Genomic DNA, 19,605 nt, shown 5'->3' with positions numbered 1-19,605 from the left:
TACGCCTCTTGGCCCCAGACACGTGCGCTTTAGCGCATCTCTTCCGCTGGAGTTACGCCCAAGATACCCAAACCGTGAGAAATTACAACGCTGGCGGCAAGAATGAGGGCGATTTTCGCCTGTGACGCCGGGACATCGTCTTCTTGCAGGAACCGCAAAGACAGATCATCGTTGCCACGGTTCCAAAGTGCGTGCACTTCAGACGCCAAATCATAAAGGTAGAATGCAATGCGGTGCGGCTCATGGCCCTTAGCCGCGATTTCGACCAAACGCGGCCACTCCGCGATCTTCGCAGCAAGCGTCAACTCGGCTTCGGAAGACGCAAGCGCCATGTCAGCCGCGGCCAGATCAGACGTATCAATCCCCGCCTCCGCGGCTTTGCGCAGCACAGAATGAACCCGCGCGCTGGCGTATTGAACATAGAAAACTGGATTGTCTTTGGACTGTTCGGTCACCTTATCGAAATCAAAATCGAGCGGCGCGTCGTTCTTACGGGTGAGCATATGAAACCGCGTCACATCCGCGCCGACCTGTTCCACCAGATCACGCAGCATGATAAACGTGCCCGCCCGTTTGGACATCTTGAACGGCTCACCGTTCTTGAACAACTTCACCAGCTGGGTGAGTTTGATGTCCAGCGGCACGCTGTTGCCAGACAACGCAGCAACAGCCGCCTTCATCCGCTTAACGTAACCGCCGTGGTCGGCACCAAATACATCAATTAGTTCGTCGAAGCCTCTGGTAACCTTATCAAAATGGTACGCGATATCAGGTGCAAAATAGGTCCATGCGCCGTCAGATTTCTGGATCGGACGATCGACATCATCGCCAAATTCAGTGGACTTGAACAAGGTCTGTTCACGCGCTTCCCAATCTTCTGGCAGCTTGCCTTTTGGCGGCTCAAGCGTGCCACGATAGATCAGGCCTTTGTCATCAAGATCCTTAATCGCAGCTTCGATCCGGCCGGTACCGTATAGTGATTTCTCAGAATAGAAGACATCCATCTTCACACCGATTGACGCCAGATCATCACGGATCATCTGCATCATTGCGTCGGTGCCAAACTCGCGTACGTCTTCCAACCAATACTGTTCGCCCTTGTCGATATAAGCATCGCCAACCTTGGCTTTCAAAGCCTCGCCAGCCTCGATCAGGTACTCACCAGGATAGGTCCCATCTTCAAACGTCACCTCTTGGCCGTGGGCCTCAAGATAGCGCAAATAGACGGAGCGCGCCAAAACGTCGACCTGCGCGCCACCATCGTTGATGTAGTACTCGCGCGTGACGTCATAGCCCGCGTAATCCAGCAGAGACGCCAAAGCATCCCCAAACACCGCGCCGCGCGTGTGACCCACGTGCAACGGCCCCGTCGGGTTCGCGCTCACGTATTCGACGTTTATTTTCTTATCCGCACCCAAAGTGGACTTGCCGAACGCAGGATCGCTCAACGCGGCCTTAACCACATCCGCCCAAACGTTCGCATTCAAACGCAGGTTCAAGAACCCCGGCCCTGCGACCTCGGCACCCGCGATACGAGGGTCTGCGGCCAACTTTGCGGCCAGCGCCTCTGCGATGTCGCGCGGCTTCGCTTTGGCAGGTTTGGCCAGAACCATTGCCGCATTGGTCGCCATGTCGCCATGACTTGCATCGCGTGGTGGCTCGACCGCAACGTTGGCAAAATCTAGACCCTCGGGCAAAACGCCTTCGGCTATCATAGCCTCAAGGCTGGTGATCACGGAGCTGCGGATATCGGCGAACAGGTTCATGGCTTTTTCCTTATGCGAAATGACCGTTTAGCACCTACGTTTCCTACGTCAACGAGGCTTCCACCCTCAGGCCCGCCCGCCACTTACATCGGTCCCTATGCGCTTAGTCGATAATCCAGCAGCCGGACACGCCGTACCCACCCTGAAGTCGAACGAAGATCGACTATTTTTGCGGCTGCCATCTAAGTCCGTTTTTGCGGACGAAGTGAGCATTCGCTGCGGCTGCGCGAATGGCCGCTTCTTGGAAATACCTTATCCTCTCATTCCCCTATCTCTGCCGGATCAGGGCAAAAAACTAATCGTGGAGAGCGGGACGTGGTGTTCGTAGTGCCGCGATAACTTGTTCAACCACCTCAAACCGCAGCCTTATGTTGGAAAGGCTAACCCTATCGGGGTCACAGGCAGGGTCGCCTAATGTTCCAGCACAAGAACGGTTCGACAAGACATCAATATCGTCACCGATCATTTCGACCATCATCAAGGGCTCTTCGTTCTCCACGTCGCCGCTAAACCACAACGAATAAAAGCGACAACTAGCATAACTGCAAGACCCGTAAACGTGTCGCCCATGTAGTAAGGGTGATTTGGATACAACTGCTAAACCTCTTAAGTAAGGACCCGTATCTACTTCTCTGCGGTCAGCCACGATCCAAAACGCGTCGTTAAAACTGAGTAAACCCGCATTTGGAAGGTCTGAAGCAGAGTTAACCATAACGATTGAATCCAACGTTCCAGTTCTTTGACTTACGTTGATCTCCTGTTGGCGATGAAGCCGCAAACGACTGTTGAGTAGAAAATCATCCGACCTGCGATCACGGCTATGCAGATAGAAGCGGAAATCACGCAACGCGCCAGACGGATGGGTCGTGTCTATTCCGTAATACTCGGGAAGCTTGGCCAATACCCCACGGCCAAAGCGAATGGTGTCCGTTCCGCTATTAATCCTTCCAAAGCCTCTGGAAATCGTGTGGTCGTCTCGAGTTTCTAGATATAAATCGAAATCGAGTGGGCCCCATCCGGTACAACAGGTTCGCCCCACCTGTATTGACCTTCTATATCGCGATTCATCTCTTCTGTGACCCGTGGGAAGCACGCCGAAGAACGTAGGTACAAAGTTGCTTGATGGATCAGGGGGATGCGTCGACGCTGGGAAAAAATATAGGGCTCCGTCAACTTCGTAAGTCATATAAAGTGGTGGAAATTCGCTGCAATTTTCGATCTCGCAAAGCTCGTCCCAGTCTTTGATCCCATCAACTCCATGCCAAAAGGTCATTGATCTGATTGCTGCGCCCACGGCTGCAAACATTACGGCACCGGAAAGAGCCAAACAAATGGCAACTAAGAAAAAAGTTCGCGGCACATTACAACTCCTACAGCGTCAACTATGATCCTGAACGGTTTCAAGCTCAATGCTTCGATCCATCCTCAGGTTACCATAAGCAGAGATCGCAAAGCCGGCGTCGGCTGAATTGCAGAATGTGGTTAGTATGGGCTCAAAGCCGCCGTTCGCGCACCACCCCTTTTACCCAACCAACCTCGCGTGGGTTTCAATCGCGAAACGGTCTGTCATGCCGGAAATGTAATCTGACACGATCCGCGCCAAAGCAGTTTCATCCGCGGCCGCCGCTACATCTTTACGCCATTGCTTTGGCAGATGTTCAGGTTGCGTCATGAAAAGAGGAAACAGGTCTTCGACAACTTGCGTCACATCAGCCCGCATTTTCACGACGCTTGGCGCGCGATACATCTGTGTAAACAAGAACTTACGCACGACTTTAAGATCGGACCATAGCTCTGGCGAAAACTGCACCATCATGCGGCCAGCGCCGCGAATGTCTGCGCAGGTTTGCGGGCCAAGGTCCGCAAGGTTCGCGCGGCTGATGTTGATCACATCCTCAACCAACACCCCAAAGAAACGCCTTAACGCTTCGTGACGGCGGCGGTATTTATCAAGGCTCGGGTACTTCGCATCAACCTCGCGAAAACAGTCGCCAACAATTGGCAGTTCCAATAAATCATCCGTGCTGAACAATTCCGCCCGCAACCCGTCATGGATATCATGGTGATTGTAGGCCACGTCGTCCGCCAATGCGGCAACCTGTGCCTCAGCACTGGCGTGGGTCTGCAGTTCCAGATCATGGCGGGCATTATAGTCGGCAAGCGCATACGGCACCGGTTCGCCAACAGGACCGTTGTGTTTCGCGATGCCTTCCAAGGTCTCCCACGTCAGGTTCAGACCGTCCCACTCAGCATAATGCCTTTCAAGCGACGTCACGATGCGGATTGCCTGCGCGTTGTGATCGAAACCGCCATATGGCTTCATCAGATCTGACAAAGCGTCTTCGCCTGTATGCCCAAATGGCGTGTGACCAAGATCGTGCGCCAATGCCACGGCCTCGGTCAGCTCTCCGTTCAGACCCAAAGTGCCTGCAATGGTTCTTGCCACCTGTGCAACTTCGATCGAATGGGTCAGACGGGTGCGGAAATAATCGCCCTCATGTTCCACAAACACTTGGGTTTTGTGCTTTAGCCGCCGAAAAGCGGACGCGTGGATGATCCGATCCCGATCCCGCTGAAACGGAGAGCGAAATTCACTTTCATCTTCAGGGTAAAGCCGCCCGCGTGTTTGCGCTGGACTGCAAGCGTAACTCGCCGTCATATTCTGTCCCAATCGTTGCGTGATGGGCGACACTGCCTTGTCGCCTCTGCCTCCCCCACCTATATTGAAACCATCACCCAACCTAAAGGCCGCAATCATGCTGACTCTTCCCCCTAAAGTGACCTCGCGTGCGTTTGAGCGCCTGTCCGAAATTGGCGCGAATGCTGACGGTAAGGCGCTGCGCATCGCGGTTGAGGGTGGCGGCTGTTCCGGTTTCCAATACGAGATCGATCTGGACACGCCGAAAGACGATGATCTGGTACTCGAAGGCGCCGGAGAGAAAGTCATCATCGACAGCATTTCCCTGCCGTTCCTCACGGATGCGACCATCGATTTCACAGAAGAACTGATTGGCGCACGCTTTGTCATCGAAAACCCCAACGCATCCAGCTCTTGTGGCTGTGGCGTCAGTTTCTCGATGTAGGTTGTGCCTTTGACGTGAGGCTGGCAAAACAGCATCACAAACCGAGGGCTGCACCATGAAAATCGCGACATTCAATATCAACGGCGTTAAGGCGCGTATCGGCGCGCTGACTGAATGGCTTGAAGGGTCGCAGCCAGACGTTGCCCTGTTGCAAGAAATCAAATCCGTCGACGAAGGTTTCCCGCGCGAACATTTTGAAAACATGGGGTACACTGTCGAAACCCACGGCCAAAAAGGTTTCAACGGCGTCGCGATCCTGTCCAAACTCCCCCTCGAAGATGTGACCCGCGGACTGCCCGGTGGTGAGGGTGCAGGCCGCGAAGGCGTTGATGACATCGAAGCGCGCTACATCGAAGCCACAGTTATCGGCGACAAGGCTATCCGTATCTGCGGCCTGTACTTGCCCAACGGCAACCCAGCACCGGGACCGAAATACGACTACAAACTGCGCTGGATGGACCGTCTCAAGGCACGAGCAGAAGAGCTCATGAAACTTGAAGAACCCTTCCTAATGGCCGGAGATTACAACATAATTCCGCAACCAGAAGACGCCAAGCGCCCCGAAGCATGGACAGATGATGCGCTGTTTCGCCCAGACAGCCGCGCGGCCTTTCGTCGACTGTTGAACCTTGGCCTGACAGAAGCATTCCGCGCGTGCCACAGTGGCGCAGGTCACTATTCGTTCTGGGACTATCAAGCGGGCGCTTGGGACCGCAACGACGGCATTCGAATTGATCACTTTTTGCTGTCAAATCAATGCGCTGATCTACTCAATGACTGTTGGATCGAATCCGAAGTGCGGGGACGCGAAAAACCCTCTGACCACGTTCCTGTTTGGGTCGATCTGGACGCCTAAGCCAGATGCGTCAGCGTCAACTCTCACCCGTCACGTCATACCCGTAGAGCCAATCCATGCGCCCCAAGAATAGCTTGGGCGCAACGAAACCTAATGTTTTCAAACCCATATGAGCAACAGTTCGTGCCGCGCCTGTAAGGTGGTAGTTACGTGCATTTCTATTGGCCGCTGCAATTGCGCGGCTGACCCGCGGTTTACGCAGGATCACATATCGCGCCTGCGCCTCTTCCAATGATCCCGCGTCACAACAACGCGCCAACATCATCGCGTCCTCAATCGCAAGGTTAGCCCCCTGCGCGAGAAACGGCAGGGTCGGATGAGCCGCATCGCCCAGAATGAAAATGGAATCGCGCCCCCAAACGTCTGCAACTGGATGTCGGAACAGACCCCACAAATGAACCTCGTCCACCTTGGACAAAATGCCCTTCAATTCAGGTGCGCAGTCCCGAAAGACGTGTCGCAGATTGCCGGCATCATCGCGGTGTGCCCAGCCCTCAGGGGCCCATTGCTGACGTTCTTGCACCGCCACGATGTTCAACAGCCCACCCTTTAGCGGATAGGTCACGATATGACGGTTTGGCGCCATCCAGATCCGCGCAACCGCGTCCGCATCTGGCGCATCCACCATGGCTCGCCACGCCACCTGCCCTGTAAAGAACGGCTCTTGTTCGCCATTCAACAACGCGCGCGTTTGCGAATGAATACCCTCCGCACCGACGACGACGTCAACGTCAACCTCATCCACTGTCTTCTTTGAACCCAGATTGATCACCACACCCGCAGCCCGACAGGCATCAAGCAACAGCGCGATCAAACTTGCCCGATGGTAGAAACGATATGCTGGCCCAGCCAAAGCAGTAAGATCAAACCGAGCAATTTGTCGACCCGTCAGCCCGTCCATCGGCATCACGGCCTCGGATCGTATCGAAGCGGCCTCAACTGCAGCGGCACCCAGCCCCAAAGCCTCAAACACGCGCGCGCCGTTTGGCGTGATCTGGATCCCTGCCCCGACCTCGGAAATTTCAGGGGCTTGTTCGTAAACATCCACCCGCGCACCGCTGCGCGCAAAGGCCAGCGCACAGGTCAACCCGCCAATGCCGCCCCCTAGAATCGAAACATGGCGACCCCGATTGTGGCCGCCATGCTGTCGTGTCGATGAATTATTCATTGAATGATCAATCGTTCCGGTGAACCTTTTCGCGGCGCTCGTGGCGCTCTTGCGCCTCAAGGCTCATTGTGGCGATCGGACGGGCGTCCAGACGTTTCAGGCTGATTGGTTCGCCCGTTACATCACAATACCCAAACTCGCCTTCTTCGATACGGCGCAAAGCACCATCGATTTTGGCGACGAGTTTGCGTTCGCGGTCCCGAGTGCGCAATTCCAACGCGCGGTCGGTTTCTTCTGATGCGCGATCTGCGACGTCAGGAATATTGCGCGTGCCATCTTTCATAGATTCGATGGTATCGCGGCTGTCTTCCAAAATCTCGGAACGCCAAGTTAACAACTTACGGCGGAAATATTCGAGCTGCTTATCGTTCATAAACGGCTCATTTTCGGCCGGTTTATAATCGTCCGGCAGGAATGATTCAGCTTTCATCTTGGCTCCCTTGGAGGTCGTCGATGTTGAGATGTCTTGTTCGTTTGACAATATATTGCCCTCTCTTCAAGCACCGTTTACTCCCTCACAGGCAGTGTGTCACCCCCTTGGCAATCAACTTTTCATGGGTTGAAGCCGCCCGCCAAGATGTTACCGTGAACATTGCTGAAAATTAGGACAATTGAGCACCTTATGCGTTTTTCCGGAACCGAAACTTATGTTGCAACCGATGATCTTACGGTCGCCGTCAACGCAGCTGTGACACTTGAACGCCCCCTGCTTGTCAAAGGGGAACCCGGAACCGGCAAAACCGAACTCGCGCGACAGGTGAGTGCCGCGCTAGGTCTTCCAATGATCGAATGGCACATCAAATCCACGACAAAGGCGCAGCAAGGCCTGTACGAATATGATGCCGTAAGCCGTTTGCGCGACAGTCAGCTTGGTGACGATAAGGTCAACGACGTGTCCAACTACATTAAAAAAGGCAAACTTTGGCAGGCGTTCCAGACCGAAGGCCGTGTGGTGCTCTTGATTGATGAAATCGACAAAGCTGACATCGAATTTCCCAATGACCTTCTTCAAGAACTCGACCGCATGGAGTTCCACGTCTACGAAACCGGTGAAACCGTGACCGCCACACAGCGTCCAATCATCATCATTACGTCCAACAACGAAAAAGAACTGCCTGATGCGTTCCTGCGTCGTTGTTTCTTTCACTACATTCAGTTTCCGGACATGGATACGATGCGCAAGATCGTTGAAGTCCACCACCCCGGTATCAGGGATGCTTTGTTGACGGCTGCGCTAACGCAATTCTACGAAATTCGCGAACAACAGGGCCTCAAGAAAAAGCCCAGCACATCCGAGGTTCTGGATTGGTTGAAACTTTTGTTGGCCGAAGATCTGACTTCAGAAGATCTCAAGAAAGACGGCGCGTCAGCGTTGCCGAAATTGCACGGGGCCTTGCTCAAGAACGAACAGGACGTGCATCTGTTTGAACGTCTCGCATTTATGGCGCGCGGACAGCGCTAGCCACAATCGCGACTCACTGAAACATCACTCTAACGAGCGGTCTTGAGGACCTTACTATATCTAGTGGGCACATTAGTTTTGGCCACTAACCTATTGAGTCTTTTGAATCACACACCGCCGCAATATCCACGTTGCGGGCCGATTTTCGGTGAAATGCACCCCCTCTTTCCCCTTTAAATAAAGAGCCCGAGCCCTTGGACGCGGAATTGCCCAATTTCGCCCAAACTCGAGCCTCAGTCCACTGGCAGGTTCCGGACTGAGTTAAAAGGAGAGCAGAGTTGACCAAGGCAAAAATGCCGGTCGCAACGCATCACACGTCACGGGCCGAAGATGCCCGGACGGGACAGGTGTGGACCGAAGAACTGACCTTACATAAGGCCAGCGCCGCTGCGTTGGACCCTGCCGGAATCGATCCCTGCGCGGCATCTGGCCGCCGTTCGAGAGTGGGGACCGTATGAACCGCACATTCCGCCGTCTGATGGCGCTGTCGGTCATGTTCATGACCGCATGTACGCCTGCCCCACAATCCCCAACCCTCCCGACCCGCACGATGGGTCTGCAAGACAGCTTGCCACCTATGCGATCTTTCGCGGGCAATACCGTAAACACGCCAACACGTTCAAACCGTGAAATCGGCAAAGACTTCATGGACCTCGCCTTTCGAATGGAAAGTGGCCGCCCCGTTGCGCGCCTGACCCGTTTCGAAGCCCCTATTTCGGTCCGCGTCACCGGACAAATCCCGCTAAGCCTGACACCGGACCTACGTGCCCTCTTGGGCCGATTCCGCAATGAGGCCGGCATTGATATCTTTATGACGGGGGCGGCTGATGCTTCAATTACCGTCGAAGCCATTCCGCGCGCTGTTTTGAATGCTGCTGTGCCACGTGCCGCCTGTTTTGTAGTACCGCGCGTGTCTTCTTGGGAAGAATTCAAATCCGTGCGCCGCACGCCTACCGTAGATTGGACCACGCTTGAACGCCGCGACCGCGCCGCTGTCTTTGTGCCATCCGATGTGGCCCCGCAGGAAATCCGTGACTGTCTGCACGAAGAACTCGCGCAGGCTCTTGGTCCGCTTAATGATCTTTACCGCCTGTCAGATTCCGTTTTCAACGACGACAACATCCATGCTGTCCTGACCAGCTTTGATATGTTGATCTTGCGGGCCTACTATGACCCTGCCCTCGCCAATGGAATGACACGTGGCCAAGTCGCTGCACGTCTGAACGCGGTGCTAAGCCGCTTGAACCCGGAAGGTGATCACCGCACCCCACGGCCGCAAAACGACACCACCCGCGACTGGATCGATAATATCGAAACAGCTCTGACAGGTGGTTCATCCGGCAATAACCGCCGCAACGCAGCCCTAGAGGCTGTTAGCCTTGCTGGTGCACATAATTGGTCCGGTCCGCGCGATGGCTTTGCCCATTACGCCTTTGGCCGTCTTAATGTCGGGTATGACAGCGATATCGCCTTATCCGCGTTCAATGAATCCCTACGCATCTACAACCGCTCCCCTGAAACACGCCTGCACGCAGCGCATGTTTCGGTTCAGCTTGCCGCGTTTGCTTTGTCATCCGGTGACGGTCAGGCCGTGCTAAACCTCACCGATAGTGCAATCCCAATTGCACGCGGTCACGAAAACGCGGCCCTTCTGGCAACTTTGATGATGTTCAAGGCCGAGGCTCTGGAAATGCTGGGCCGTGCACCAGAAGCGCGCATAGTTCGCATGGACTCTTTGGGCTGGGCGCGATACGGATTTGGCGCTGACACCAACGTCCGCGCGCGCCTGCGGGAAATCGCATCGCTTAATCCACTAAAAGGGACGTAACCCATGATTTATCCTCTCGGCGGTTTGTTTTTCGGAGCATTGCTGGGGGCCTATCGGGCGAAATCCAAGGGTGGGAAGATGGCTGACATCGCGCAATGGGCCGCCGTTTTTGCGATGATTTTCGGAGTCGTCGGCATGTTCATCGCGATTATCATAACCCGCAACGTAGTCTGATGTTTCTCCCCTTCTTCGATCAGCTTCGAAGAGGCGGCGTGCCAGTCTCCTTACGCGAATACCTGACATTTCTAGAAGGCATGGATGCAGGCATTGCGACCTATGACATCGAGGCCTTTTATTACCTCGCGCGCACTTGCATGGTGAAAGACGAACGCAATATCGACAAGTTCGATCGCGCCTTTGCCGCTGCCTTTGAGGGACTCGACGCCATCACCTCTGATCAAGTGATGGAAGCTGTCGACATCCCGCAAGAGTGGTTGGAGAAAATGGCCGAAAAGCATTTGAGTGCTGAAGAAAAAGCCGAAATCGAAGCCCTCGGCGGGTTCGACAAGCTGATGGAAACGCTCAAGCAACGGCTGGAAGAACAAAAAGGTCGTCACCAAGGCGGCAATAAATGGGTCGGAACGGCAGGCACGTCGCCGTTCGGGGCATATGGCTACAACCCCGAAGGCGTGCGCATCGGACAAGACAAATCTCGCCACCAGCGCGCTGTCAAAGTTTGGGACAAACGCGAATTTCGCAACCTTGATGACACCGTTGAAATCGGCACTCGCAACATCAAAGTCGCCCTAAAACGTCTGCGTCGTTGGGCACGCGACGGGGCCGCGGATGAACTCGACCTCGACGGAACGATCCGCGCAACGGCGGAACACGGCTACTTAGACGTAAAAACCAGACCAGAGCGGCGCAACGCCGTGAAGGTTTTGTTGTTCTTGGACGTCGGAGGGTCGATGGATCCGCATATCAAACTGGTGGAAGAGCTGTTCAGCGCGGCCAAGTCCGAGTTCAAACACCTTGAACACTTCTATTTCCACAATTGCCTCTATGAGGGCGTGTGGCGCGACAACCGCCGTCGTTGGGATGCACAAATCCCAACGTGGGAAGTTCTGCGCACCTATGGCCCTGATTACAAATGCATCTTTGTCGGTGACGCCAGCATGTCGCCTTACGAGGTTGCCTACCGCGGCGGTGCCAATGAACACTGGAACGAAGAAGCCGGACAAGTCTGGCTGGAACGCGCGCGGGAACAATGGTCTAATAATCTTTGGCTTAACCCCCTGCCCGAACGGTATTGGCAGTACACACAGTCTGTTCAAATGATCCGGGAGATTTTTGGCGCGGATAGAATGGTGCCAATGACCCTTCAAGGGATCGAACGCGGAATGAAGGTTCTCACATGATCAAACATCTTTGGGATACGCACCGTTTGGCCCTTATCACATTTGCCTTCGCTCTTGGCGCGCTTGGCTATTTCGGGGTCAAAACCATTTCGTCAGCTATCTACTGGATGGATCCTGCTCACCAGAACCAGCCCCTCGCAGGGTGGATGACACCACGCTATGTGGCGCAGTCCTATCACCTGCCGCGAGAATTTTTACTTGAGGCGCTATTTATCACCCCCGGCACCCCGCCGCGCCGTATCTCGCTTGATGCCATCGCAGCCGCCAATGGCGTGACACTTGCCGATTTACAGACCCGTGTGGATGCGGCAGCAGCCCTACATGAAGCCGAGCGCGCCGCACGCACGCCTGCGGGGAATTGATCGCAGATGAGTGAATTTCTCCTGACAATGGTCGCCACTTACGGCACGACAATCGTATTGATCGCGACCTTCCTGAGCTGTTTGGCCATTCCTATTCCGACTTCGCTATTGATGCTGGCGTCCGGCGGGTTTGCGGCTACGGGCGATCTTAGCCTCGCGACTGTTGCGGGTGCCGCATTCGGGGGCGCCGTTGCTGGGGATAATTCCGGTTACTGGATTGCTCGGGGCTTTGGTCAACGGGCACACGACTGGTTCCACAAGACCCCCAAACGCGCGTCTTTGATGACCAAAGCCAAGGATTTCCTAGACCGTCGCGGCAGCAGCTCTGTGTTCTTTTCGACATGGCTGGTGGCGCCACTTGGGCCATGGATGAATTATACTTGCGGCGTGACCCGATTTAACTGGGCACGCTTCGCCCTTTGGGCCTTTGTTGGTGAGATTTTCTGGGTCGGTATCTATGTCGGGCTTGGCTACGGCTTTGCGGATAACATCACTTCCGTTGCATCCCTACTAAGCAACGCAAGCGGGTTCATCACGGCCCTTGTGGCGGTGATCGCACTTGGATGGTGGTTGATGCGGGCAGCCAAGAAGAAGCAGGCCAACGATACCGCTTGACGTTTGGGCGGGCTCTGAACAGGCTTGCGCCATGACACTCCATTTTGACGCTGCCGAGTATTCCACCCGCCAAACCATCGCCACCAAAGCGGTGCAAGACGCAGGCCTTGATGCCTTACTTCTGTTTGCCCCCGAAAGTCACCTTTGGCTGACGGGCTATGACACCTTTGGTTTTGCAATGTTTCAGGCAATGGTTCTTACGGCGAAGGGCGACATCCACTTACTGACACGGATGCCTGACCTGCGCCAAGCCCGCTACACGTCAACTTTGGCAGATGATCACATCCACATTTGGCCAGAATTTGAGGGCTGCGATCCGACCAAAGACCTCGCTCGTTTATTGGCAGATCTTGGTGTGACCGGCGCAATCGGGTTTGAATCCGATACGGTTGGCCTGACCGATCGCAACGGCCAAGCCCTGCGCGCCACCCTGCCCGACCTGCGCGACCATTCTGACCTGATCCGCACCCTGCGCCGTATCAAATCCCCCGCCGAAATCGCTATGCACCGACGGGCCGCGGTGCTTTCGGATGACGCCTTAGACGCTGGCTTGGCCGCGACCCATGCAAGCGCGTTCGAGGGGGATATTCTGGCCGCTATGCAAGGGGCTGTCTTTAAGGGCGGTGGGGATTATGCGGGCAACGAATTTATCATCGGATCTGGCGAAGGTGCGTTGCTGTGCCGTTATTATTCAGGCCGCCGCAATCTGGACGCTCAAGACCAACTGACGTTAGAATGGTCTGGCGCTTATGCCCGTTATCACGCTGCCATGATGCGCACGGTGCTGATTGGCACCCCGAGCGACACACACGTCCGAATGCATGCAGCCGCTGCTGAAGCCCTGTGCGCCTGTGAAGCCGCGATAAAACCGGGCGCACCCATGGGCGACGTCTACACCGCCCACGCAAACGTGTTTGATGCCCATGGATTGTCCCATGCGCGGCTTCAGGCCTGCGGTTATGGCATGGGCGCGGTCTACAATCCGATCTGGGTGGATTTCCCTATGTTTTATGAAGGAAACCCGCTTTTGATGCAGCAAGGGCAAGTCTTTTTCTTGCATATGATCCTGATGGACAGCGACGCTGGCGCGGCTATGACATTGGGCCATTCCGTTCTGGTGACAGAAACAGGCTGCGAAAGACTGTCCCGTCATCCTCTCGATCTGCTTGTCAGATAGGCGCAACGGCCCCATATCTATTCCATGCTCAAGTTTCTCCCCATTTTGTTCGCGATTGGCTACGGCATCGTCATGTATCGTCTGTCGTCATGGCGTCTGGCCAAAGAGCTGGATGCAAAGTCAACCGAGCTTGCGGACGCCAAGCTGCGGGCGCTCACGGCCGAAATGGCCAAAGTCGTCGATCTGCCTCGCATCAAAGTAAACATCTACGAAGTGGACCCTGTGAATGGGTTGGCTGCACCGGATGGGCGTATTTTCATCACCCGTGGGTTTTACAAGAAGTATCAGGATGGTCAGGTCACAGCAGAAGAAATGGCCAGCGTCATCGCCCATGAATTGGGCCATGTGGCCTTGGGCCATTCGCGCCGCCGGATGATCGACTTCTCTGGCCAGAACGCCCTTCGCACAGCGCTGGCGATGGTATTGTCACGTTTTATCCCAGGCCTTGGCCCGATGATCGCCAACGCAGCGATGAGCATATTGAAGGCGCGGCTGTCCCGTTCGGATGAATACGAGGCCGACGCCTATGCCAGCGCCCTACTGATAAAAGCGGGGATCGGCACGCAGGCACAAAAGGATCTGTTTACGAAACTTGAACACCTCACGGGCGCACGTGGGGCTAGCCAACCCGCGTGGTTGCTGAGCCACCCAAAAACCCATGAGCGTATCGCCGCGATTGAGGCCAATGAAATCAAATGGAACGCTTAGGCCGACAGGAGTTTTCCAAGTCGCGGCAAGCGGGCTTTGCGCATCAATTTGCGCATTTCCCAATCTTCACCTGACAAACGGCGCGCTTCGGCCAAGACGGCCTCACCGACACGTTGAACGGCATCGGGATGATCCACTGCCAAACTGACCAAAAAACCGTCTGGGTCCACGCGGTCCAGCCCCTGTTCGGCAAGTTCCCCACGCGGGAAATCTTTGGCATTCACGGTCATGATCGCATCCGCTGAACAGCCAATAGCCGCCGCTAGAACGTGGATATCATTAGGATCTGGCAGCCAAAGCCGCGCCTCGACCCCTTGGGGAATCTGAACCTCGGCACGCGGAAACCGCGCCTGAATGCCTGCAATCTCGCCGCGCGCAATCGTCTCGCCCTCGGGGCCGATCTTACGCGCTGCACGCGCCCATTCTTCCAGAATGCGCGGCGACCAGCGCGGGTCAAAAAGACCTTCGCCAGCAACACCTAGTACAACTTCCCGCATGACGGTCGGGTATAAAACACAGGCGTCGATCAGAACTCTCATAGACGGAAAGCAAGCGCCTTTAGATAGCCGCTTTCGGCCAATTGCGGCAGCAACGGATGATCCGGCCCAGCCTGCCCCGTGTAAACCAGTTGCGAGCGGCGCCCACCACGGCCAATGCCACGTGCAGACGCATCACGGAACCGTTTTAGGTCTGCGGCGTGGGAACAGGAACACAGCACAAGATAGCCGCCCTCTTTCACCAAGGGCGCCGCCAGTCGCGCAACGCGTTCATAGGCTCGCAGCCCCTTTTCGGCGGTGGCTTTGCTTGGTGCGAATGCAGGCGGATCACAGACAACAACATCAAAGGTTTCGCCGTCTTTGCCCAGTGCTTCAAGTACATCAAAAGCGTCGCCCTTACGCGTTTCGAACTTATCGGCGACACCAGACGCTTTCGCCCCCGCCTCTGCCAGTTCCAAAGCCGCAGCAGACCCGTCAACCGCAATGGCGGACATGGCGCCATTTGCCAAAGCGGCCAATGAAAACCCGCCAACGTGGCTGAAGACATCCAGAATACTGCCACCTTTGGCCAGTTGCGCAGCAAATGCGTGGTTGGGGCGCTGATCAAAGAACAATCCCGTTTTTTGGCCGCCCATGACATCAGCCATGTAGGTCGCGCCATTCATCTGCACAGGCACGGGGCCAGTTGGCTCATCGCCATGCACGACGACCATCTCTTCTTCTAGCCCTTCAAGGCTGCGTGCGCGGCCTGTGCCGTTTTTGATAACAGTCGTGACTCCAGTCACCGCCACCAAAGCCGCAACAAGTGGTTCGATCATCCGTTCGGCATAGGCCGCGTTCGGCTGGATAACGGCCACATCGCCAAATCGGTCGATGATAACACCTGGCAACCCGTCTGCTTCGGCGTGAACCAAACGGTAGAACGGCGCATCATACAGCGCTTCGCGGTGCTGCAAGGCGCGCGTTAACTTGGCGGCGAACCATGTCTCATCAATCTCAGCTTCTGGATCAAAATCCAGCATACGTACGGCGATTTTTGATTTTGGGTTGATCGTACCAAGCCCGAGAGGGCGACGATCTGCATCTTCCAAAACGACCAAGCCACCATGGCTCAGGCCTTTGGTACGACGGTCCATAACCAACTCATTGGCAAAGACCCACGGAAACCCGTGGCGAATGACTTGCGGTTTTGCTTTGGGAAGCAGGCGAACAATAGGTAAAGGGAACTGTTTCATAACAGCCCCCTTACCGTGTTCATCTTAACTTGGAAAGCGGATCAGCTTCCGGTCAGCGCGGTTTGTCCCTGTCCGGTCATTCCAGTCATGTTCTGATAGAACAAGCTGGACAGATGACGGATGATGCGGACCTTCTGGGTTTCACCTGAATTGTCTGCAGCCAGCGCGGCATAGCCACCAAGGGCTGGCAGGTCACCATTGATGCGGCGCGTGGGTTCAAGAACTTCACCAGTTTCCGCGTCGCGGATTGTCAAATCAAACTTGATCGAGTGGACACCGCCAACAGAGTAGCGTGTGCGTTCCGTTAGGGAATGGAACCGCACGAGTTCGACATCAACAATCACTGGCGTCGCCCCCGTCAGACCAAGGCCTGCGGCGCGAACGGACGATTGGAACATCTCGGAGATTTGCTCAGAACGGTTGCCCAATGGGTCACCGCGCCAAACGATGTCAGCAATCGGGTAATAAGAATTAGCTTCGGACACGGTCATGTCTGCTGGAATAGCAAAACGAACCGCATGAAGGGAATAATCCCGCAAAACCTGCGGAGCCACTTCTGCGCCAATACGAGGCGAATCCAGCGGTGCGTTACGGGAAACAACATCAGCTGTGGAACAAGCTGTAAGGGTGGCGGCGACGGCGCCGAATGCAACGAGTTTAAGTAGTTTCATGTTATCCTCCAGAGCCCATCCATTTTGAGGCTCAGCTATGTGCCCCCCCACGAGGCAAGGCCAATATGCCTCCGGACATGGGGCAGAAATGTGGTTAACTAAGGGTAATTGCTGGGAAGTTCGTTGTTTGGTGCAGGGCATATTCAACGGCCCAATCAATGTAGCCTGCGACAAAAGCTTCGTTGTTAGCGCTAACTATTTGTGCTATGAGACCACAACTTTCATGACGGGCCGACCACGTTAGCCCTCGCAATCTGGTAGGATTACATGGCACTTAACTCGACAATCCAGCGCGTGACTGACCGCATTATTGAACGCAGCGCACCAACTCGGACCGCATACCTCGCTCGGATGTCTGCCGCCGCAGCTGACGGCCCGCGCCGTGCTCACCTGACATGCGGCAACCAAGCCCACGCTTACGCCCCCATGGGCGATGACAAAGCAGCATTGATCGCGGAAAAGGCCCCAAATATCGGGATCATCACCGCCTACAACGACATGTTGTCCGCCCACCAACCCTTTGAAACTTATCCTGAAAAGATCCGCGCGGCGGCCCGTTCTGCAGGCGGCACAGCACAAGTAGCGGGTGGTGTGCCATCCATGTGTGATGGCGTAACGCAGGGTCAGACGGGGATGGAACTGTCCCTGTTCTCGCGCGATGTCATCGCGCTCGCAGCAGGTGTTGGCCTGTCCCACAACGTTTTTGATGCGGCCCTCTATTTGGGTGTCTGCGATAAGATCGTTCCCGGCCTTATCATGGCCGCTGCAACGTTTGGCTACATCCCGGGCCTCTTCGTTCCCGCTGGCCCGATGACGTCCGGCCTGCCTAACGACGAAAAAGCAAAAGTTCGCCAAGAATTTGCCAAAGGAAACATTGACCGCGCCGAACTGATGAAGGCGGAAATGGCCAGCTACCACGGCCCCGGCACCTGTACATTCTACGGCACCGCCAACACCAACCAGATGTTGATGGAATTCATGGGCCTTCATCTGCCTGGCGCGTCTTTCGTGAATCCTGACACTGACCTGCGCGAAGAACTGACCGTTCAGGCGACCAAACGCGCGTTGCAGATCACTGCGATGGGCAATGAGTACACCCCTGTCAGCGATATCCTCGACGAAAAGGCCTTTGTGAACGGCCTTGTTGGATTGATGGCAACCGGTGGCTCAACCAACCTCGTCTTGCACCTCCCAGCAATGGCGCGGGCGGCTGGCGTGATCCTCGATCTTGAGGATTTTTCTGACATTTCGGCTGTTACACCGCTTATGGCCAAAGTCTATCCAAACGGGCTGGCCGACGTGAACCACTTCCACGCCGCAGGTGGCTTGCAGTTCATGATCTCAAGCTTGCTCGAAAACGGGTTAATGCATGAAGATGTGAAAACCGTCGCTGGTGCGGGCATGTCGCATTACACCCAAGAACCCGAACTCACCAAAGAAGGGTTTGGCTACCGCGCGGGCCCGACTGAAACCCACAACGACCGCATTCTAAAACCTGCTTCTGATCCATTTGCCCCTCAGGGTGGTTTGGTTCAACTCAGCGGCAATATCGGGCGCGGCGTGATCAAGGTTTCTGCAGTGGCCCCTGAACGCCACATCATCGAAGCCCCGGTTCGGATTTTCCATGAACAGCACGACTGTAAGGCGGCATTTCAAGCCGGAGAGTTGACCGAGGACACAATCGTTGTCGTGCGCTTCCAAGGGCCAAAATCGAACGGCATGCCAGAATTGCATTCCTTGACGCCGACATTGGCTGTTCTGCAAGATCGCGGACTTAAGGTCGCGTTGGTTACGGATGGCCGCATGTCTGGCGCGTCCGGCAAAGTTCCAGCCGCTATTCACGTTGCACCAGAAGCTGCCGATGGTGGCCCGATCGCCCTCCTGCGAGACGGCGACATCCTGCGTTTGGATGCCACCAATGGCACACTGGAATGCCTCACGGACCTGACAGGCCGCACCCCTGCTGTTGCCGACCTGACGGGCAATGGCACAGGCGTTGGTCGCGAGTTGTTCGAAATGTTCCGCAAAACCGTAGGCCCTGCTACGGAAGGCGCGGGCGTGGTTCTCTAACGACCATTCCAATTTCTGTCGCAACCCGCTAAACGGGATGTGACACCTATCTTGTATACTAGTCTACTCCGAAAAAGGATTTCGATATGACGCCCGAACACGCTTCTCAATTGGCCGCTGACATCTGCGCGCTCGCTCCTGTGGTCCCAGTTCTGGTGGTCAAAGACGCCAGCAAAGCAGGTGATCTGGCCCGTGCATTGGTCTCCGGTGGTCTGCCGGCGCTTGAGGTCACATTGCGCACCGATGCCGCGCTCGACGTAATCCGCGAAATGGCAAAGGTCGAAGGCGGCGTTGTTGGCGCTGGCACATTGCTGACAGAAGCAGACGTGATCGCAGCAAAAGACGCCGGCGCAACGTTTGGTGTCTCTCCTGGTGCAACGGACCGTTTGCTGGATGCATGCGAAGCCAACGATCTACCACTGCTGCCGGGCGCTGCAAGTGCCACCGAAGCCATGCGTCTCTTGGAACGCGGTTACACAACACAAAAGTTCTTCCCTGCTGAAGCAGCCGGTGGTGCACCTTTACTTAAAGGGCTGTCGTCACCGCTGCCACAGATCAAGTTCTGCCCGACGGGCGGCGTAAGCTTGTCCAACGCGCCGACATACCTTGCGCTGCCAAACACGGTTTGTGTTGGCGGGTCATGGGTTGCACCGTCTGACCTTGTTGAGGCTGGCGATTGGGACGCGATCGAGACACTGGCGCGCGAAGCCGCCGCCTTGTCCCGCTAATTGATCTTGCAGAGTGGCGGG

21 protein-coding genes are annotated in these 19,605 nt (G+C 55.6%); 13 read left to right on the top strand and 8 right to left on the bottom strand.

The annotated features are described in order from the left end of the window. Positions 1–29: 29 nt before the first annotated feature. The 3 genes from argS to L0666_RS01290 form a co-directional block, all read right to left on the bottom strand. Positions 30–1,766 (bottom strand): arginine--tRNA ligase, encoded by a 1,737-nt coding sequence (gene argS / locus L0666_RS01300; protein ID WP_235257333.1) that lies wholly within the window; start codon positions 1,764–1,766, stop codon positions 30–32. 295 nt (positions 1,767–2,061) lie between these two features. Beyond that, entirely contained in the window at positions 2,062–3,126 is a 1,065-nt protein-coding gene (locus L0666_RS01295; protein WP_235257331.1) for a hypothetical protein, read from the bottom strand. 162 nt (positions 3,127–3,288) lie between these two features. Then, positions 3,289–4,425: a deoxyguanosinetriphosphate triphosphohydrolase gene (locus tag L0666_RS01290; protein ID WP_235257329.1), complete on the bottom strand. Its 1,137-nt coding sequence runs from the start codon at positions 4,423–4,425 to the stop codon at positions 3,289–3,291. Between the two features lie 100 nt (positions 4,426–4,525). On the opposite strand from L0666_RS01290, the gene L0666_RS01285 reads away from it, so the two are divergent. Next, complete coding sequence (locus L0666_RS01285) at positions 4,526–4,849, top strand: HesB/IscA family protein (protein WP_472850249.1); 324 nt, start codon at positions 4,526–4,528, stop codon at positions 4,847–4,849. A 55-nt stretch (positions 4,850–4,904) separates the two neighbouring features. Next, on the top strand, positions 4,905–5,705 hold the full coding sequence (xth, locus tag L0666_RS01280; RefSeq protein ID WP_235257327.1) for an exodeoxyribonuclease III: 801 nt from the start codon (positions 4,905–4,907) through the stop codon (positions 5,703–5,705). A gap of 16 nt (positions 5,706–5,721) precedes the next feature. On the opposite strand, the gene L0666_RS01275 is transcribed toward xth, so the two are convergent. Together L0666_RS01275 and dksA are read right to left on the bottom strand one after the other, a co-directional pair. Then, positions 5,722–6,873 (bottom strand): FAD-dependent monooxygenase, encoded by a 1,152-nt coding sequence (locus L0666_RS01275; protein WP_235257325.1) that lies wholly within the window; start codon positions 6,871–6,873, stop codon positions 5,722–5,724. Positions 6,874–6,880: 7 nt separating this feature from the next. After that, positions 6,881–7,303 (bottom strand): RNA polymerase-binding protein DksA, encoded by a 423-nt coding sequence (gene dksA, locus L0666_RS01270; RefSeq protein WP_235257323.1) that lies wholly within the window; start codon positions 7,301–7,303, stop codon positions 6,881–6,883. 192 nt (positions 7,304–7,495) lie between these two features. Here dksA and L0666_RS01265 point away from each other — a divergent pair, with 192 nt between their 5' ends. The 9 genes from L0666_RS01265 to L0666_RS01225 all read left to right on the top strand — a co-directional run bounded on the left by L0666_RS01265 (position 7,496) and on the right by L0666_RS01225 (position 14,383). Continuing rightward, the gene (locus tag L0666_RS01265; RefSeq protein ID WP_235257321.1) at positions 7,496–8,335 is read left to right on the top strand and encodes an AAA family ATPase; all 840 of its coding nucleotides are present in this window, start codon (positions 7,496–7,498) and stop codon (positions 8,333–8,335) included. Between the two features lie 278 nt (positions 8,336–8,613). Beyond that, positions 8,614–8,793: a hypothetical protein gene (locus tag L0666_RS01260; RefSeq protein ID WP_235257318.1), complete on the top strand. Its 180-nt coding sequence runs from the start codon at positions 8,614–8,616 to the stop codon at positions 8,791–8,793. After that, positions 8,790–10,163, top strand: coding sequence for a DUF2927 domain-containing protein (locus tag L0666_RS01255; protein ID WP_235257316.1), 1,374 nt, complete (start codon positions 8,790–8,792; stop codon positions 10,161–10,163). The genes L0666_RS01260 and L0666_RS01255 overlap by 4 nt, the downstream gene beginning before the upstream one ends. A 3-nt stretch (positions 10,164–10,166) precedes the next feature. Next, a complete protein-coding gene (locus L0666_RS01250; RefSeq protein ID WP_235257314.1) occupies positions 10,167–10,337 on the top strand; it encodes a hypothetical protein in 171 nt (56 codons plus the stop codon). Next, positions 10,337–11,521: a vWA domain-containing protein gene (locus tag L0666_RS01245; RefSeq protein ID WP_235257312.1), complete on the top strand. Its 1,185-nt coding sequence runs from the start codon at positions 10,337–10,339 to the stop codon at positions 11,519–11,521. Before L0666_RS01250 ends, L0666_RS01245 begins: the two co-directional genes overlap by 1 nt. Beyond that, a complete protein-coding gene (locus tag L0666_RS01240; RefSeq protein WP_235257310.1) occupies positions 11,518–11,883 on the top strand; it encodes a hypothetical protein in 366 nt (121 codons plus the stop codon). Before L0666_RS01245 ends, L0666_RS01240 begins: the two co-directional genes overlap by 4 nt. 6 nt (positions 11,884–11,889) lie before the next feature. Then, positions 11,890–12,498, top strand: a complete 609-nt coding sequence (locus L0666_RS01235; RefSeq protein WP_235257308.1) for a DedA family protein — start codon at positions 11,890–11,892, stop codon at positions 12,496–12,498. A gap of 31 nt (positions 12,499–12,529) precedes the next feature. Beyond that, the gene (locus L0666_RS01230; RefSeq protein ID WP_235257306.1) at positions 12,530–13,675 is read left to right on the top strand and encodes a M24 family metallopeptidase; all 1,146 of its coding nucleotides are present in this window, start codon (positions 12,530–12,532) and stop codon (positions 13,673–13,675) included. A 24-nt stretch (positions 13,676–13,699) separates the two neighbouring features. Then, entirely contained in the window at positions 13,700–14,383 is a 684-nt protein-coding gene (locus L0666_RS01225; RefSeq protein ID WP_235257304.1) for a M48 family metallopeptidase, read from the top strand. Here L0666_RS01225 and L0666_RS01220 read toward each other — a convergent pair. From L0666_RS01220 to L0666_RS01210, 3 genes are read right to left on the bottom strand one after another with little or no spacing between them, the layout of a single operon-like run. Then, entirely contained in the window at positions 14,380–14,922 is a 543-nt protein-coding gene (locus L0666_RS01220) for an RSP_2648 family PIN domain-containing protein (protein WP_235257302.1), read from the bottom strand. The two genes, L0666_RS01225 and L0666_RS01220, sit on opposite strands and share 4 nt — an antisense overlap. Next, positions 14,919–16,115 (bottom strand): RSP_2647 family RNA methyltransferase, encoded by a 1,197-nt coding sequence (locus tag L0666_RS01215; protein ID WP_235257300.1) that lies wholly within the window; start codon positions 16,113–16,115, stop codon positions 14,919–14,921. The genes L0666_RS01220 and L0666_RS01215 overlap by 4 nt, the downstream gene beginning before the upstream one ends. A 41-nt stretch (positions 16,116–16,156) precedes the next feature. Then, positions 16,157–16,786: a DUF6778 family protein gene (locus L0666_RS01210; protein WP_235257298.1), complete on the bottom strand. Its 630-nt coding sequence runs from the start codon at positions 16,784–16,786 to the stop codon at positions 16,157–16,159. 267 nt (positions 16,787–17,053) lie between these two features. Between L0666_RS01210 and edd the strand changes: the two genes are divergently transcribed. Both edd and eda read left to right on the top strand, forming a co-directional pair. Then, positions 17,054–18,856: a phosphogluconate dehydratase gene (gene edd / locus L0666_RS01205; protein ID WP_235257296.1), complete on the top strand. Its 1,803-nt coding sequence runs from the start codon at positions 17,054–17,056 to the stop codon at positions 18,854–18,856. An 86-nt stretch (positions 18,857–18,942) separates the two neighbouring features. Then, entirely contained in the window at positions 18,943–19,584 is a 642-nt protein-coding gene (gene eda, locus L0666_RS01200; RefSeq protein ID WP_235257294.1) for a bifunctional 4-hydroxy-2-oxoglutarate aldolase/2-dehydro-3-deoxy-phosphogluconate aldolase, read from the top strand. The last annotated feature ends 21 nt before the right edge of the window (positions 19,585–19,605 follow it).

The sequence above is a fragment of the Octadecabacter algicola genome (assembly GCF_021532625.1).
Classification (GTDB): domain Bacteria; phylum Pseudomonadota; class Alphaproteobacteria; order Rhodobacterales; family Rhodobacteraceae; genus Octadecabacter; species Octadecabacter algicola.
Note: the sequence above shows the minus strand (reverse complement) of the source record. Positions and strands in the feature narration are given on the sequence as shown.